This is a genomic window from Candidatus Bathycorpusculum sp., from assembly GCF_009778815.1.
GTDB lineage: Archaea > Thermoproteota > Bathyarchaeia > Bathyarchaeales > Bathycorpusculaceae > Bathycorpusculum > Bathycorpusculum hydrogenotrophicum.
The window spans coordinates 1-16,071 of record NZ_WRFL01000016.1; the positions used below are offsets into that span (position 1 = coordinate 1).

Consider the following 16,071-nt stretch of genomic DNA (forward strand, 5'->3'; position numbering starts at 1 on the left):
AAAACCGAAGCAGAAGCATGTGTCTTAATTGAGTCAGGCTTTGACTTTGTATGCGACTTTGACGGACACAAACTCTTCAGAAAACGAAAGTGCTGAAATGTCAGAATTTATGGTTATCGCCATCTGGACACACCCTCGGCATTTTATTTATAAGTGGTGGCGAGGGTGGGACTTGAACCCACGAAGGCCTGCGCCAGAGGATCTTAAGTCCTCCTCCATATCTTAGGGGCAATAGGTTTAATCTGGCCCTATTTAGACCTGGCTCGGATACCCCGCCACCAGTACCGATACACTTAGCAGCGTACACTTTAAGTTTTTTGATTTAACTTTCTGCATCTGGTTGCCAACACACTGTTATATTTGATGGTGGGCTGTAATTTTTGCAGACTGAGGAACACGCTTCAGGCTGGCATCTGTACAAACTTTAAGCGGCTACTAAAATCCAAATGAGATAACATCAAAGATGGATTTGGTAAGCACTTCTGGTCGTGTATGTGTCGGCATGGGGTTTAGACTCAGTCTGTATTTATCTTTGTTTTATATGATCATGTTGGGCGTAAGGCATTTTAGGGTTTGAGGTTAAGTTACTATATGGCATAGCTGTTTGTTTGGCGATTTGTTGTGACTGCCATTAATTCTTTGTTTGTGTTCATATCTAAAAAGGGGTATATTGTTCCTTTACTGGCTTTTCTTTTGCCTCTCCTAGTTAGACTCATACCTGAGGTGTTGGTGGGTTCATATGTTATTGGTTTTGACACTATGGGGTTTTATGTTCAAAATACTCTTGCATGGTTGCATGGTGGTGTAGATTTTTGGAGTTATCTTGCTGTTGCACCCCTATTCTATGTGCTTCTTATGTCGTTAGTTAGTGCTGGTGTACCTATTGTTATAGTTCTCAAAGTGTTCTCACCTTTGCTTCTTGGTTTATTGGGGTTATCGATTTATTATTATGCTCATAAAGGCTTGGGCTGGTCGTCTTTCAAAAGTTTGGCGCCTGCTCTTTTGGGAACTATCTATTTTGTGGCGCTGAGAATTTCTTGGGATATGTTGAGAAACGAGTTGGGTCTTATATTTCTGTTTGTTGCCCTGACTTTTCTTAGCCAACTTAAGACTGGTTCGTGGAAACAATACTTTGTGCTTTCTTTGGCAATGATTGCCGTTGTTCTTTCTCATCAACTTGTTGCTGTGATAATGCTTGGGGTCGTTATTTTCACAGTATTCCATGGTTTGTTACAAAAAAGCTTTCAAAAATCGCTTGCTTTGATTGTTGCTTCTTTGCCTGCGTCTGTTTTTTCTTTAGTGGTTTATTTTTTTGCTGTAGTGCCTGATGGTTTTCAAAATTATGCCACAAGTACCGAGTTGATTTTGGCTAATTGGCTTGGTTTTTCTTCTTATCCTAGTATGTTGCTAAGTGAACTCGGTTTTTTCTTGTTTTGTTTTCTTCCATTGTTGCCTTTGGTGGTGTTTGGTTTTAAGTGTCTTGGTGATTTCCAGTTGAGATCTTGGATTATCTTGAGTTTGTTTTTGTTGTTGATTCCGTTTGCGTTTGTTAGTCCCTATAGGTGGTTGTTGCTTCTCATATACCCGTTTGTGTTTTTTGTAGTTGAAGCTGTAAGTCACCTAAAGTCAATCAAGTGGAAACGCTTTAACACAAGTTTGCAAAAAATTGTTATATTTTATTTGATTTTATCGACTGTTGTCCTTAGTTTTGGCTATATTTTTAGTACTCCCGATCAGCCTTTTAGTTATTTTTCTCCCCAGCACTTTAACTCTTATTATTATCAAATTCCCTCTGCAATGCAACAGAACACCATTTCGGTTGCTGATTTTCAGGGTACGGTTGATGCTTTGCGCTGGTTTGAGGAAAACAAACCTGTCGGTGGTCTTTTATTGACGCATACTGCGTTTTATAGTTGGGCCTTACTTGTCCTCAATGATACTGATGTGATTTGGAATTATGAATTTGGTGACCCGGTTAATGCGGCATCTTTAGCTGTGCAGGAAGGGCACACACGGGTCTTTTTAGTTTGGTGGATAGATGGGTTGGGTTGGTATACTCAGCCCTCTCTGCCTTTGGTGTTTCAAGAGGTTTATCGAAGTGAGCGGATTGCTATTTATTTTTATGATATAGCGGCTGATGGTACTTAGCAATGGTGGTTTGTTGTGTTTTTTTTGTGGTTTTGTTTTTTGGTTAATTGTTGTTGGCACGTAGTGGTTTGAGGTGTGGTTTTGGGTGTTGTATGGTTGTTGTGGTGTGGTGCTGTTGGTTGGTGGTTTTTTTAAGGACGTAATTTATAAATAACTCTTTTTTCATTAAAGAATTGAGCCTCTGAAAAAGACAGTGGATGAGGTGTTTTTAAAATCGTTATTTTTTCTTATAATAAAAAACAATTACTGGTGGTAAAGACTAGAGCGTTGCGATCTGGCGCTTGGTTTAGCGTACTTAGACGGATCGATAGAGTGCTTCTTGATTTAACAATAAAAGTAATAGATACCATTCGTAGTGAAAAATTGGCAAAAAGTGTATCTGATATTTTGAGAAAGCTTGAAAATGCTGTTCAGGGTGCTTCTAGTTGTTTCTATGCGGCTGGTTTGCCCTTGGTACAGAAAATAAGTGTTATTTGCCAAAAGTTTGGTAATTTTTATGCCAGCGGTTGGGTGTATGATTTTTCATTTATAACGTTTTTAGGTGTTTTACAAGTTAATGCTAACAAAACATTCTCTTTATAATCTAGTTGTTGTGTTATTGCTAGTAGTGTAATTGTCACTTCAATTGTTTCTAAATAGTAAATAGTGTATCTTTATGATACGTGTTATCTCCAGTAAATTTTTGCTTAAAATCAAGAAGGGACCTATTAAAGAAAACTGGGGTTTTCCTTTTCTATTTGTGTTTGTAGTGCTCTTGGCAGGTGTTGCTGTTTTCTTATCAGCTGGCTTATCCTACCTATCCGATACCCTTGTGATTTATGCTTTTTATGCTCTATTTGTCGGTGTCGTTTTGCAGTTCTTTTCTTTTTTAAAACCCGTAAAACCCTGTAAAACGGGGGTTAATTAATGAGTCAAGTTGAACTTTCTTTTATTGTTCCTGCATATAATGAGGAGAATTTTATAGAAGGCACCTTGGGAATAATTGATACTATTGTAATGAACAAAAGTCTTTCATATGAAATCGTTGTAGTAAACGATGGAAGTGCTGATAACACTCTAATAAATGCAAAAAAGTATGCTGGCAAAAATGGTCATGTTAAAATTATAAGCTACAGCCAAAATTTGGGTAAAGGGCACGCAGTTAAAACTGGTTTTATGAATGCTAAAGGCAATGTTGTTTTTTTTACAGACAGCGATATGGAAATTGATTTGAAAAAAATACCTGAATACCTTGATGCCCTAAACCAGGCTGATATCGTAATAGCCTCCAAAAAACACAAAAATTCACATGTCACTGTACCCCTATCTAGACGAATTCAAAGTGAGATTTTTAATGTACTTGTCCGTCTTTTTACCGGAATACCCCTAAAGGATACCCAGTCAGGACTCAAAGCAATGAAAAAAAGTGCGTTTGTAGATATTATTCCCCGTTTAGCTGTAAAACGGTATGCTTTTGATGTGGAATTGCTGGCAGTAGCTAATCTCTATGGTCTAAAAGTTACCGAGTTGCCTGTAGATGTGAAATTGGATGCTAAATTTAAACCAAGCGAAATGTGGCATATGTTTTTGGATTTATTAGGTATAACCTATCGGCTTCGAATTATTCATTGGTATCAGCGACCGCTTCAAACAAAATATAGTCTCAAAAATATATTTTCCATCTCGGGTTGATGATAGTGAAACCACTTGTATCAATAATTATCCCCTGCAAAGAAGTCGATAACTACACAAAAGAATGCATCACAGGCTGCAAACGACTAGAGTATGAAAACTTTGAAATTATAGTATTGCCTGATTGTCAACCGTCTGATATTGTTGAGGGCGTCAAGTTGATCTCTACTGGGGCGGTGTCTCCGGGGATAAAAAGAAATCTTGGCATAAAAAATTCAACCGGTGAATTTTGTGCATTTATTGACAATGATGCCTATCCCCGACCTGACTGGCTAACAAACGCCTTGAAAATACTTGCTGATCCCTCAATTGGTGGTGTTGGTGGACCTGGACTAACACCGCCGGAAGATAATTCCCATCAAAAAGCCGGTGGTTATGTTCTCTCTTCTTTTATGACTGGTAATCTATCAAACCGATATAAATCAAAAACTAACGTCGAATCCGATGATATTCATTCATGCAACTTTATTTCTCGCCGATCAACTCTAGTCTTAGCAGGCGGCTGGAATGAAAAATATTGGCCCGGCGAAGACACTCTTATGTGTCTAGCCATAAAGAAAACCGGTAAAAAACTCATAGAGTCCTCCGCTGTAGTTGTCTATCATCATAGACGCTCCCTTCTCAAACCGCATCTTAGACAGGTTTCACGGTTTGGGGAACATCGCGGCTTCTTTGTAAAAAAATTCCCCGAAAATTCACTGAAACTCACCTACTTTGCTCCTTCCTTGCTAGTCTCTTTATTCTTTGTTGGCCTGCTGTTTTCTTTGTTTAATCCCTTTTTCTTAAATATTTTTCTGCTTGGGTTAACTGCCTATCTTTTTGCAAGTTTTGTTGCCGCGGTATTGCAAGTTAAATGCTCAAAATTGTTACCTGCTGTATGGTTAGGCATAATCGTGACTCACATAGTGTATGGTTTATTCTTTCTCTCAGGACTCCTAAAGCGTGACTTAAAAAGATGAAAATCAGCATCTCCTACCCTCCGCTCTACTCTGAAAAGGGAGTTCCCTTACTGTCCCAGAATAGACAATTTCAATATTTCAAATCACCCACCTACATCTATCCCGTTGTCCCCGCATATGCTGCAACAATGTTGACAAATGCCGGTCATGAAGTTGTTTGGGATGACGGTATAGCCGAGGAGAAAACATACCCTCAATGGCTCACTGAATTAGCGCATGTTGCTCCTGATATAGTAGTTATTGAGACAAAAACTCCTGTAGTGAAAAGACATTGGGCAATTATAACTGACCTAAAACAGGTTCTTCCCAATTCCAAAGTAGTCTTGGTTGGTGACCATGTTACCGCTCTCCCCTTAGAGTCCATGGAGCAAAGCAAAATAGATTTCGCTCTAACTGGGGGAGACTATGATTTTCTATTATTGAACTTGGCTGATTTTCTTAGTGGGAAGACACGTGAGCTTGAACCTGGCATATGGTTCCGCGAGCATGATGCCATTAAAAGTACCGGGAAATTCAAATTAGATCACACTTTAGACGAATTGCCTTTCATTAATCGAGAGTTAACAAAATGGCAACTCTACAGTGAACGAAACGGCAATTTCAAAGTGATTCCGGGTGCCTACACCATGGCGGGACGTGATTGCTGGTGGCGAAAAGACGGCGGTTGCACTTTTTGTTCCTGGCCCACTCTTTATCCAACTTTTCGTGTGATGAAACCTAAGCGGCTAGCTGATGAAATCGGCTTACTTATAGAGCGTTATGGCGTTAAAACGGTGTTTGACGATACAGGTTGTTTTCCAACCGGATCTTGGCTTAGACAATTCGCTAACCTGATGATCGAGCGTGGATATAATAAAAGGATCCAATTTAGTTGCAATATGCGCTTTGGTGCTTTGGTACGCGAAGATTATCAATTGATGAAAAAAGCAGGCTTTAGGATGTTGCTGTTTGGTGTAGAATCAGGAAGTCAAGCTACACTTGACCGTTTAAACAAAGGAACCACAATTGAAGGCATACTAAATGAATGCAAAATTCCCCAAAAAGCTGGTCTTGAACCTCACATAACTATTATGGTGGGTTATCCCTGGGAAACACGGCAAGACGCCCAAACCACTCTTAATGCCGCAAAAACAATGATGCAAAAAGGCTGGGCAATCACTTTGCAGTCCACCATAGTTATTCCCTACCCAGGAAGCAAATTATATGCCGAAGCACTAAAAAACGGTTGGTTCCGATTTGACCCCAAAGATTATGCACGCTTTGATATGAAAGAACCCGTAATGACAACCTCTGATATGACGCCTAAAGAAGTACTGCAGCTCTGCGATGAAATATACAAAGTGTTTCTTACACCCCAGTACATGTTAAAGCAACTGGTTAGAATACGCTCAGCAAGAGACCTCAAATACTCTGTTAAGGGTCTAGCAAAGGTTCTAGGTCACGTTAAGGATTTTGCAAAGGATTGATTGATGACTTGAACGATTTTCTGCCAACAGTTAGCATAGTGATCCCCACCTATAATTCCCATAATATCTTGGCTCTTTGTTTAAAAAATATTAGAAACCAAGATTATCCTCAAGATAAAATAGAGATAATAATAATTGACGGCGGTTCTAAAGATAACACCTTAGAGATCGCTAAAAAATATTCGGTTGACAAAATTTGCTATAATCCGCTGGTTGTTGAGGAATTTGGACGCGCATTAGGCATTGACTTAGCATCCCATGATTTAATTGCTTTTATTGATCAAGATAACCTGCTTGTTTGTTCTGATTGGATTAAAAAAATGGTTGCACCCTTCCAAGATAGCGAAATTGTTGGATCCGAACCTCTTTTTTACTCGTATAGACGCACAGATCCAGCGATTGTTAGGTATTGTGGTTTAATTGGGGGTGATGACCCTTTCCATGTGTATCTGGGTTATTACGATCGGTTTTGTTACTTCACAAATAAATGGACAGACACACCTGTTATCCAAACCGATACCAATGATTACCTAAAGATACACCTTCTTTGTAGCAAAAAAATTCCAACTATGGGTGCAAACGGCTTTATCGTAAGGCAAAATAATCTGCATAAAATTAATTATCGACCATTTATTCACACAGACATAATCTTTGACCTAGTTAATTTAGGAAACTCTACGTTTGCCAAAGTTAGAGTTGGTATTATTCACCTGCATGCAAACAGTATTTTGGAATTTATGCGCAAAAAAATACGCCGAGCACAAAGATATAATCCCAAACTCAGAAAGTACAACAATCTATCTCTCAAAGATCCCAAATTATCTCTCTTTGTTTTACGCACTCTATTGCTTCTAACGGCTCTAGATGTTGCAAAAGGGTACCGCCAAAAACCTGATATTGCTTGGCTTCTCCACCCCTTCATATGCTTTCTTGCCCTATCTACGTATGCAACTAAAACAATAATGACTATAGTTCACCTATGAACACGGTATATTTACTCTTTTTTAATCTCAAAACGCCTGATACCCTCCATAGCAAGGGCGGGGTTGTCTCTAATTTGGGTAAAGCTAAATGCTAGTTTCAATCTTATGTTAGTGTCTGTATGTGTGCAGACGGCTGAGTTTTGATTATCGTGACTGCATCTGAAAAGTTGACCATTACTATATTGGCAAATTCGATTGCTGGACCTATGAGTGGCGGCGATAGAATCTGGATTGAATGTGCTAAGCGTTGGGTAAAAAAGCCCAATGTTTCCATAAATGTTTTTACTACTGAGGAAGGTCTCAAACGTGGCCAGCAATATGGGTTAACGGGTGTTAATTATAAACTCTGGAGCAAACCTGCCCGTTTTTTGTGTCATAGTGTGTATCTTCTTTATTTTTGGAGAACCTTTAGAGGTTGTATTAACGCCTTAGTGTCTCTACCTAGTGATAGTGAGCGAAATGTTGTTTTTTCTTCCTCAGATTTTTTGCCAGATTCAATACCTGCTTGGGTTTCTAAGGTAAAGAATAAAAATGTTGAGTGGCTTGCGGCATTTTATCTTTTTGCCCCTAGTTTATCGGATAAAACTTCGCCTTATCGAGGCAAATTATTTGCAAGAGGCTTATTTTACTATATTTCCCAATTACCCGCTCTATATCTAATTCGACGCGATGCAGATCTAGTCTGGGTGACAAGTGAGATTGATCGTTGGCGGTTTATTGATGGGGTGCGATTTACACCCGATAAAGTGACCGGTGTTCGGGGTGGTGTAGATGTTAAAACCCCTGCTTCCCTACCTGAACCGGCAAAAAAAGAATATGATGCGGTATTCATTGGACGGTTCCATACTCAAAAAGGCGTACTAGAACTGATCGATATCTGGCGAAATGTTTGCAATAAAAAACCTAATGCAAAACTGGCTATGATTGGTATCGGTGAATTGGAGGGTAGCGTTAGAGAAAAAATAGTTGCTTATGGTTTGCAAAGTAATGTTTCTTTGTTAGGTTTTAAAGATGGTCTTGAGAAACTTGAGATATTTAAGAAAAGTAAGCTGGTTGTGCACCCTGCTGTTTATGATAGTGGCGGAATGGCTGCCTGCGAAGCAATGGCTTGCCGATTACCAGGTGTCAGTTTTGATCTTCCCGCTTTAGTGACTTATTATCCTAAAGGTATGATCAAGACGCCTTGTTATGATTTTGTTGGCTTTGCAGAAAATATAGTTCATCTGCTTGAGGATGATGAACTTTATGAAAAAGTTGCCAATGATGCTCTTGACTGGGCAAAGGAATGGGACTGGGACAATCGTGCTGAGGTTTTATTCAATTATTTAGCGGCTAGATGTGACTCATAATGTTTATTACTAGATTTGAAGTTGCCCGTGATTCTGTAATTTCCAAGTTTGTAAAGATCTTAGATGGCAAATTGATTCTTGAGCTTGGATGTAGTACTGGTGATCGAACAAAATTACTCTATGAGGGTCGTCAACTTGTTGGGGTTGATATAACTGATAAGCTCTCGATGGAGACAAAAAAGCAATTTAGTTTTTTGTTAGCTGATGCAACTGCTTTGCCTTTTCGGGACGAATCTTTTGATGCCGTTTTATCCTTTGATGTGATTGAGCATGTTGAGGCTGACCAGCTTTTTGTACAGGAAGCCTTTCGCGTTTGTAAGCGTGGGGGTCCTATAATGCTTGGCACTCCTAATCGATTAAGGTTATCTAATCGACTGTTACGCCTTATCGGCAGGCCTGTTTGTTATCCCTGCTGCCTGGGTGAGGGTGTCCTCCATTTGCGTGAGTATTCGCATGAACAGTTACTGTCTCTTTGTAGGGATGTTGGTTTAATCGGAAATTGCCTAGATATCTGGGTAGGGCTTGTGGGACGATTAGATAGGGGGTTTGCTGTTTTTCCGTCAGCATTTGCTTGCTTGACTCAATATATTCTCTTTATTGGTTACAAACCGCCCATCAGCTTTCGTAGGTAGTGATGTTTATGCAAACAACAACTACTGCTACTGCCTGTTTGCTCTGTGGTTCGTTTGAATATATTGCTCTGGATCAGGTTGTTGATTATAGACTGCACACAACAAACCAAATTTTTAATCTTGTTCGCTGTCTTAGGTGCGATGCAGTGTATCTCAATCCCCTGCCAAACAACAAAGATTTTCCGAATTTTTACCCCGAGGCTTTCTATGCCTCTGTTGATGTCTATTCCTATGTGTCACTTTTTTTAAATCAATTAAAATTTCGAATGGTTACTAATCTGAAAACTAAGGGCCGAATATTAGATGTTGGTTGTGGTGGTGGCGGCTTGCTTTCTCTTTTTAAAGATGGCGGCTGGCTGGTTTATGGAGTCGATACATCTGAAAAGGCCTGTAAGCTGGCAACAAAGCGTTTAGGGGAAAACGTGTACAATAATACCTTGAGCGGTTGTGCGTTTCCTGATGATTATTTTGATGTTGTTTTTCTTAACCATGTAATTGAGCATATGTCATCTCCATATCGAGAACTTGATGAAATTTCAAGGATTTTAAAAAATAATGGTTTAATTGTCATCTGTACTCCAAACATAAGTAGTTATCAATTTGTCATAAGCGGTGATAAATGGCTGCATTTAGATATTCCCCGCCATGTAATTCTTTATTCTCCTCTGACTATTACGCGGCTTCTCAAAAAAACTGGCTTTCAAGTGACAAACATAAGCTTTCCTTTATTTGATTTTCCTCTAGATTTCTACTCTAGTCTCAAACGAAAACATTTACTAAAACGCAATCTATCCAATATCCTGTTTTCTCCCTGGTTGCTCTTCTTCTCAGTTGTAGCAAAACTGTTGCCTGCTTGGCGTGGTAGCATGATAGTTACCGCCATTAAGAAAGAAAATTTATCGAAACACAGTTAAATTTTATGGTCGTTGATAATTATCCGAAAATCTCTTGTTTCTGTGCTAATCATTCTGTCGGTGGCTCTTGTTTCCCTAGTTTGGTTTAGGGATGGTTGCATGTTTGTTGGAACCGATCTAGTTTTTCCATCTGATCGGTTAAATATTTTTCTTGAAACTTTTACAATTTGGGATTCACGTTCTCTGGGGGCTCTAAACCCGCGGATGCTGGCTTGGTCATTCCCCAATGGGGCTTTCTTGGGTATTTCAGAGATCATTGGACTCTCTTTGGAGTATGCCGAGCGTTTGTGGTTCTATCTATTATTTGCTTTTTCTGGGTTGTCAATGTATGTCTTATCAACAGTCGTGGCTAAAAACAAAGTCAAACCTTATCACGCTGTTGGGGTAATCGCGGCACTTTTTTACATGTTTAACCCTTTTTTTGCCTTAGGGGTTTCCCATTGGCCTTATTTGTGGTTAACCTATGCTTCTTTGCCGTTGATGCTGGGTCTGTTTATCAAGGGTCTCAATGAACAAAGAGGCCTAAAATATATTTTTATTATAAACCTTGTTTGGTTGTTTTTATCGGCGGGTCAATTTTTAAACCCTAAATATGCTATAATTGTCTGGGTTCCGTTATTACTTTATCTTGCCTTTCATTTAATAGTTAACCGAGAAAAAGCCGTTTTTATTTATTCTTGTAAATTTTTTTTGCTCTTATTGGTCCTGTGGATACTGCTCAATTCTTATTGGCTTTTGCCAAATATGCTCTATATTTTCCAATCGATTTCAGTTACAGGCGATCTTTACTTGGCGATCGGTAGAACTAGACTTGCTGATTTTGCCCTAAATAGTGCCCCCTTACCTGAGGCCATGCGATTAGTGGGTTCTTGGGTTTTGGATTCAGGCTTTAGAGGTTATCCCTATGTTTACTGGGCACAGATATATCGTTCCTCGCTTTTCATACTCATCGGTTATCTTATTCCAGCTATAGCCTTTTTTCCTGTGATTTTTAAAAAGGGAAAAAATGTTCTTTTTTTTAGCCTATTTTTACTGGGTGCTCTTGTGCTTATGAGTGGTAGTCAACCACCTTTTGGTCCACTTAACTTATTTTTAACCCATATTCCCTTGATGCTTGAAGTTTTCAATCTTCCCAACATACTTTTTGGTATATACTCCGTTGTTGCGTATGCGGTTCTTTTTGGTTTAGGTACCATAATGTTTACCTATTATGTGGGTAAAAAGTTACCTCTGCGCTTGCCTCAGAAGTTAAGAGTAGGCCTGAAATATGTGTTTGCAGGAACCGTTATCTTTCTTGTAATAGGTCTCTATGGATTTCCTCTATGGACTGGTGCGGTAGCTTATCCGGGAAATGCTCTATTGTCCTCAAGTAATTACCAGATACCTAATTATTACCATGAGGCCTCGTTATGGCTCTCATCTGATAAAGAAGAAGGTGATTTTAGAATTTTTCCTGTGCCCTACTCAAAAGCTGGATATGTTGCTTATGTTTGGCCGTCCGGTGGGTACCAAGGTCCAGATTTAACTGAATCGTTACTTGGTAAACCGCTTATAGCCGAACCAATAAATGGTAACTTGAGTTTATCTATTGCAACCTCAATCGTTTCCAACTCTACCGATAATGTAGCACACATTTTAGCATTTATGAATGTTAAATACATTGTATTGCACAATGATGTCAACTGGAAATTAATAGATAATTATAATGAACAAATTATGTATTCATACATTGCCGCCACTCAAAAAAATTTGACTAACACCCTAAATTCAATGGCTGGTTTTAGCTATTGTCGATCCTTTGGCCAACTTGACTTTTACCTAAACAACTATTGGACGCCCATGAAAGTTTATGCAACCTCAAATGCCATTTACTGTGAAGACTCTGAGCACCTCCCAGAAATCTCAGAACTCAATCAATTTACTCCTCATGAAGTGGTTATTTTACCTAACAACCAATTCAATATCGAACAAACCCTCCATCTCCCAACAAACTCATCTATATCTGATCTTGACTTGCTTTCTAACAAAACAACCCCAGTTTTGCTTACCTATGAAAAACTTAATCCAACACTATACAACATTGAGGTTGACACTTCAAAGCCCTTCTTTTTAGTTTTTAGCGATTCGTATGATGAGGGTTGGGTTGCAACAGTGGATGGACACAAACTTTCTGACAAGTATCACTTTAATGCCAACGGATTTGCCAATGGTTGGTACATCAATAAAACCGGTACCTACACCATAGTTTTAGAATTCCAACCGCAAAAATTATTCTACACCGGCTCCGCCATATCACTAACTACCATACTTATATGCACCCTATATCTTGGACGAAATAAAATCAAAAAACAACTAGAAAAAAGCTCCTTAAAAAAAGCTATCCTCTAAACATCGAACATTTAGTCCTTTGGTTAATGAGTATTCTATGCTTGATTTCTCTATCTGGGATAGTCAACTGGTTTGAGGTTGTTGTGTGATTTTTATTTGTTATTTTGTGAACCATGTGATTGTTTTTTTAAGTCCTTCTTGTAATTCAATTTTGGGTTTCCATCCAACAATTTTTTCTAGTTTGGTGGTATCGGGGCAACGTCGCTTTGGGTCATCTTTAGGTAAGGGCTGAAATGTGATGGGTGATTTGCTTTGGGTTATTTCTTTAATTTTTTGTGCTAACTCGTGTATGGTGATTTCTTGTGTGTTGCCCACATTTACTACCTCTCCTTTGGCATTGGGGTTTGTAGCTAGCAAAAGGAGTCCTGTTATGGTGTCGGAGATATAGCAGAAGGATCGTGTTTGTTTTCCGTCGCCATAAACTGTTATGTCTTGTTTTGCTAATGCTTGGGCAATGAAACGTGATAGGGCTCGACCATATAATCCGTCTTCACGCAAACGTGGTCCATAGGAGTTAAAGATTCTTGGAATTTTAACATCTAAATTATACTGTTTGTTGTATGCTACAAGTAATGCCTCTGCGAATCGTTTTCCTTCATCGTAACATGACCTGGGACCAATTGGATTAACGTTTCCCCAATAGGTTTCAGGGGTGGGAATTATTTTTGTGTCACCATAGGTTTCTGAGGTCGAGGAAAAGAGCAGGGTGGCATCATTTTTTCTGGCAAGCTCCGCCATGACAAATGTCCCTGTAGCGCTGGTCTGCAGTGTTTGGATTGGATGAGTTTGGTACTCATCTGGTGATGCATGGCCTGCCATGTGGATGATAAAATCAAATTTTTCGTCGCTTCTAAAAGTGCAGACATCGGTTTGGATAAATTTGATTTGGGCTTGTTTAATGAGATGTTCTATGTTTTCTATTCTGCCGGTTGATAAATCATCAACAACGGTCACCTGCGCGCCGAAATCGGTGACAAGGTCGCATATCCAGCTGCCTATAAAGCCTGCACCGCCGGTAACGAGAACTTTTTTGCTTGTAAAAATCTCACCGTTTAGGTTTTTCTTTATGTTTTCAAGGTCCTGGCGTATAATATCATCCATCATGTTGTTTGTTTCCTGCAGAATTGTTTATACGATAACTCTAGGGCTTCCCAGTATCTCTCTGGACTGCCAATATCTAAATGCTTATAGTTGTCATCTAATTTTACGGCGTATACTCTCATGTTCCACTCGATTAACTTTTGGATGGCATCGGTTAGTTGTATTTCGCCGTGTTTTCCCGGGGTTGTGGCTTTTAGGGCTTTGAAGATGATGGGGTGGAAAACATACATGGCCATTATTGCCAGATTTGTTTTAGGTTTCTCGGGTTTTTCAACAACATTTTTTACTTGTATGATCCCGGGTTCTATTTCTTTGCCCTCCACAATGCCGTATTGTTTGGGGTCCTTGATTTCTATGACAAGAAAGATTGCATCGGCATTAAACCGCTCAAAGCTGTCAAGCAGTTTTTTTACATAGTCCATATTTTTTGATATAATACAACTATCACCAGCATGAACAAGGCAGCTTTCATTTTGGATAAAGGGTTGAGCCATCAAGACCGCGTTTCCAAAGCCTTTGGGTTCAGGCTGGTTAACCCACATAATAGTTGAGCTATCAAGCATAGCATAAAAACTCTCTAGATCTGAGGCTTGTCCGTTTTTGCCCGATTCTTCAAGGGTTTGTATGCACTCATTGTCAGGGGTAAAGTGGTCTTCTATGCTGCGTTTGCCTCTGCCGACTACAAAACAGAACTCTCTAAGACCTGCATCCTGTAGTTGCTCAAAGACTAACTGTACTACTGGTTTGACAATCAGATCGCCATGGGGAGTGTTGGAGAAAATGGGCAACATCTCTTTTGGTTGTTCTTTGGTGGCTGGGAACAATCTGGTTCCTAGACCCGCAGCTGGAATAATTACCTTATAAACCATACACTTCCCCTTTTCTCTTTGTTGTGTTAACTATATATATTTAGCCCGATCACCTACCATCTGTTGCTGACTGAGGTTTTAGGTTTGTATAAGCGACCAACCATTTCTGTTATCGGTGTTGGATATGTTGGTTTATGTACTGCGATAAGTCTGGCAAGCAGAGGCTATAGTGTTGTTGCCTCTGATATAGACGCAGAAAAAATCAATAAAATAAATCATGGTATTCCTCCATTCTTTGAGCCGGGTCTTGAAGAAAAACTCTCTGAATGTATCCAAAAAGGTACCCTAAAAGGGTTAGTTAACCAAACTGATACGGCAATACTGGAAACCGACTATACCTATGTGGCTGTAGGAACCCCAAGCAAGCCCGATGGCAACATAGATCTCACCTACATAAACTCTGCCGTTACCACTATCGGCAAAACGCTCAAACAAAAAAACGATTATCACCTAATAATAATCAAAAGTACCGTTGTGCCCGGAACAACCCAAAATGTCATATTGCCCCTTCTCGAGTTGGAATCAGCCAAGAAATGCTCTGTGGATTTTGGGTTATGCATGAACCCCGAGTTTTTGCGCCAAGGCTCAGCATTCCACGATACCCTACATGCCGATCGCATAATTATTGGCTCAGTTGACCCACAAGCTAGCCGCTGTCTTGAAACGCTCTACCAAGACGTCTATAGACCCAAGGTGCCTCCTATACTGCAAACTAGCCTCTCAACGGCTGAACTTATCAAGTATGCCAGCAACGCCATGCTAGCAACCAAAATAAGCTTCATAAATACCATCGCCAATATCTGCGAAAAAATCCCCGGTGCAGATATCCAAGTTGTAGCACAGGCTATGGGTTTAGACCAGCGCATCGGTTCACAATTTTTAGATGCCGGTTTAGGATATGGCGGTTCATGTTTTCCTAAAGACCTAAAAGCATTGCTTGCTTGTTCCAACGCGGCTGGTTACACGCCTGAGCTTTTGGATGCAACTGAAAAAGTTAACAAAAAACAACCCTTTAGAGCCGTAGAGTTTTGCAGACAACACATAGGTACCCTTAGCGGTAAACAAATCGCTATTTTAGGTTTGGCGTTTAAGCCCAATACCGATGATTTACGCGAAGCGCAAGCTATCCCCCTTATTAATCAGCTGTTGGCGGAGGGTGCCTGTGTTGTTGCGTATGATCCAGTTGCATTGTCGATGGCTAAGCTTATTTTCAAAGATTCTATTTGCTATGCCTCTTCTGCTGTAGAATGTCTGAGAGATGCTGATTGTTGTATTCTTGTGACCGAGTGGCCTGAATTTAAAACGTTAACTCCTGACTTTTTTAAGGCTAATATGAAACAACCCATACTAATCGATGGCAGACGCATCTATGACCCTCAAAAATTTAGCAAAACACTGAAATTTTCCGCTATCGGTTTAGGACAATAACCTCATATGCTCACTTTATCTGCCAACCAAGCCACTGTCTCCGCTCATAGCACTTCACACGACTGATAGTATCCGTATGCAATCATTGATTAGTTGCTTAGGTTTTGTTAGTTGTTGTTTGGTGGCTTTTTTGGGTTGTTGCCGTAATCTTTGTTGTTCCCTG

14 protein-coding genes and 1 tRNA gene are annotated in these 16,071 nt (G+C 39.7%); 11 read left to right on the top strand and 4 right to left on the bottom strand.

What is annotated here, in order from left to right:
* Positions 1–154: 154 nt before the first annotated feature.
* A tRNA-Leu gene (locus FWF39_RS04840) sits at positions 155–277 on the bottom strand.
* 344 nt (positions 278–621) lie between these two features.
* Between FWF39_RS04840 and FWF39_RS04845 the strand changes: the two genes are divergently transcribed.
* The 9 genes from FWF39_RS04845 (at position 622) to FWF39_RS04885 (ending at position 10,122) form a co-directional block, all read left to right on the top strand.
* Complete coding sequence (locus tag FWF39_RS04845) at positions 622–2,148, top strand: hypothetical protein (RefSeq protein WP_343382313.1); 1,527 nt, start codon at positions 622–624, stop codon at positions 2,146–2,148.
* A gap of 267 nt (positions 2,149–2,415) precedes the next feature.
* Positions 2,416–2,730: a hypothetical protein gene (locus tag FWF39_RS04850; RefSeq protein WP_343382314.1), complete on the top strand. Its 315-nt coding sequence runs from the start codon at positions 2,416–2,418 to the stop codon at positions 2,728–2,730.
* Positions 2,731–3,054: 324 nt separating this feature from the next.
* Positions 3,055–3,819, top strand: a complete 765-nt coding sequence (locus FWF39_RS04855) for a glycosyltransferase (RefSeq protein WP_343382315.1) — start codon at positions 3,055–3,057, stop codon at positions 3,817–3,819.
* A 5-nt stretch (positions 3,820–3,824) separates the two neighbouring features.
* Positions 3,825–4,778, top strand: a complete 954-nt coding sequence (locus FWF39_RS04860; protein WP_343382316.1) for a glycosyltransferase — start codon at positions 3,825–3,827, stop codon at positions 4,776–4,778.
* Complete coding sequence (locus FWF39_RS04865) at positions 4,775–6,244, top strand: radical SAM protein (protein WP_343382317.1); 1,470 nt, start codon at positions 4,775–4,777, stop codon at positions 6,242–6,244. Before FWF39_RS04860 ends, FWF39_RS04865 begins: the two co-directional genes overlap by 4 nt.
* A gap of 8 nt (positions 6,245–6,252) precedes the next feature.
* Complete coding sequence (locus FWF39_RS04870) at positions 6,253–7,227, top strand: glycosyltransferase family 2 protein (protein ID WP_343382318.1); 975 nt, start codon at positions 6,253–6,255, stop codon at positions 7,225–7,227.
* A gap of 149 nt (positions 7,228–7,376) precedes the next feature.
* Positions 7,377–8,576 carry a glycosyltransferase family 4 protein gene (locus FWF39_RS04875; protein WP_343382319.1) on the top strand — a complete coding sequence of 400 codons (1,200 nt, stop codon included), beginning with the start codon at positions 7,377–7,379 and terminating at the stop codon, positions 8,574–8,576.
* Positions 8,576–9,208: a class I SAM-dependent methyltransferase gene (locus FWF39_RS04880; protein WP_343382320.1), complete on the top strand. Its 633-nt coding sequence runs from the start codon at positions 8,576–8,578 to the stop codon at positions 9,206–9,208. Before FWF39_RS04875 ends, FWF39_RS04880 begins: the two co-directional genes overlap by 1 nt.
* An 8-nt stretch (positions 9,209–9,216) precedes the next feature.
* Positions 9,217–10,122, top strand: a complete 906-nt coding sequence (locus FWF39_RS04885) for a class I SAM-dependent methyltransferase (protein ID WP_343382321.1) — start codon at positions 9,217–9,219, stop codon at positions 10,120–10,122.
* On the opposite strand, the gene FWF39_RS04890 is transcribed toward FWF39_RS04885, so the two are convergent.
* Positions 10,119–10,379, bottom strand: a complete 261-nt coding sequence (locus FWF39_RS04890; RefSeq protein ID WP_343382322.1) for a hypothetical protein — start codon at positions 10,377–10,379, stop codon at positions 10,119–10,121. The two genes, FWF39_RS04885 and FWF39_RS04890, sit on opposite strands and share 4 nt — an antisense overlap.
* Before the next feature lie 532 nt (positions 10,380–10,911).
* On the opposite strand from FWF39_RS04890, the gene FWF39_RS04895 reads away from it, so the two are divergent.
* Positions 10,912–12,510: a hypothetical protein gene (locus tag FWF39_RS04895; protein ID WP_343382323.1), complete on the top strand. Its 1,599-nt coding sequence runs from the start codon at positions 10,912–10,914 to the stop codon at positions 12,508–12,510.
* 99 nt (positions 12,511–12,609) lie between these two features.
* Here the strand turns inward: FWF39_RS04895 and FWF39_RS04900 are convergent, their stop codons facing one another.
* Both FWF39_RS04900 and FWF39_RS04905 read right to left on the bottom strand, forming a co-directional pair.
* Complete coding sequence (locus FWF39_RS04900) at positions 12,610–13,611, bottom strand: UDP-glucuronic acid decarboxylase family protein (RefSeq protein WP_343382351.1); 1,002 nt, start codon at positions 13,609–13,611, stop codon at positions 12,610–12,612.
* On the bottom strand, positions 13,611–14,480 hold the full coding sequence (locus FWF39_RS04905; protein ID WP_343382324.1) for a UTP--glucose-1-phosphate uridylyltransferase: 870 nt from the start codon (positions 14,478–14,480) through the stop codon (positions 13,611–13,613). The genes FWF39_RS04900 and FWF39_RS04905 overlap by 1 nt, the downstream gene beginning before the upstream one ends.
* An 84-nt stretch (positions 14,481–14,564) precedes the next feature.
* Between FWF39_RS04905 and FWF39_RS04910 the strand changes: the two genes are divergently transcribed.
* Entirely contained in the window at positions 14,565–15,908 is a 1,344-nt protein-coding gene (locus FWF39_RS04910; protein ID WP_343382325.1) for a UDP-glucose/GDP-mannose dehydrogenase family protein, read from the top strand.
* Positions 15,909–16,071 lie beyond the last annotated feature (163 nt).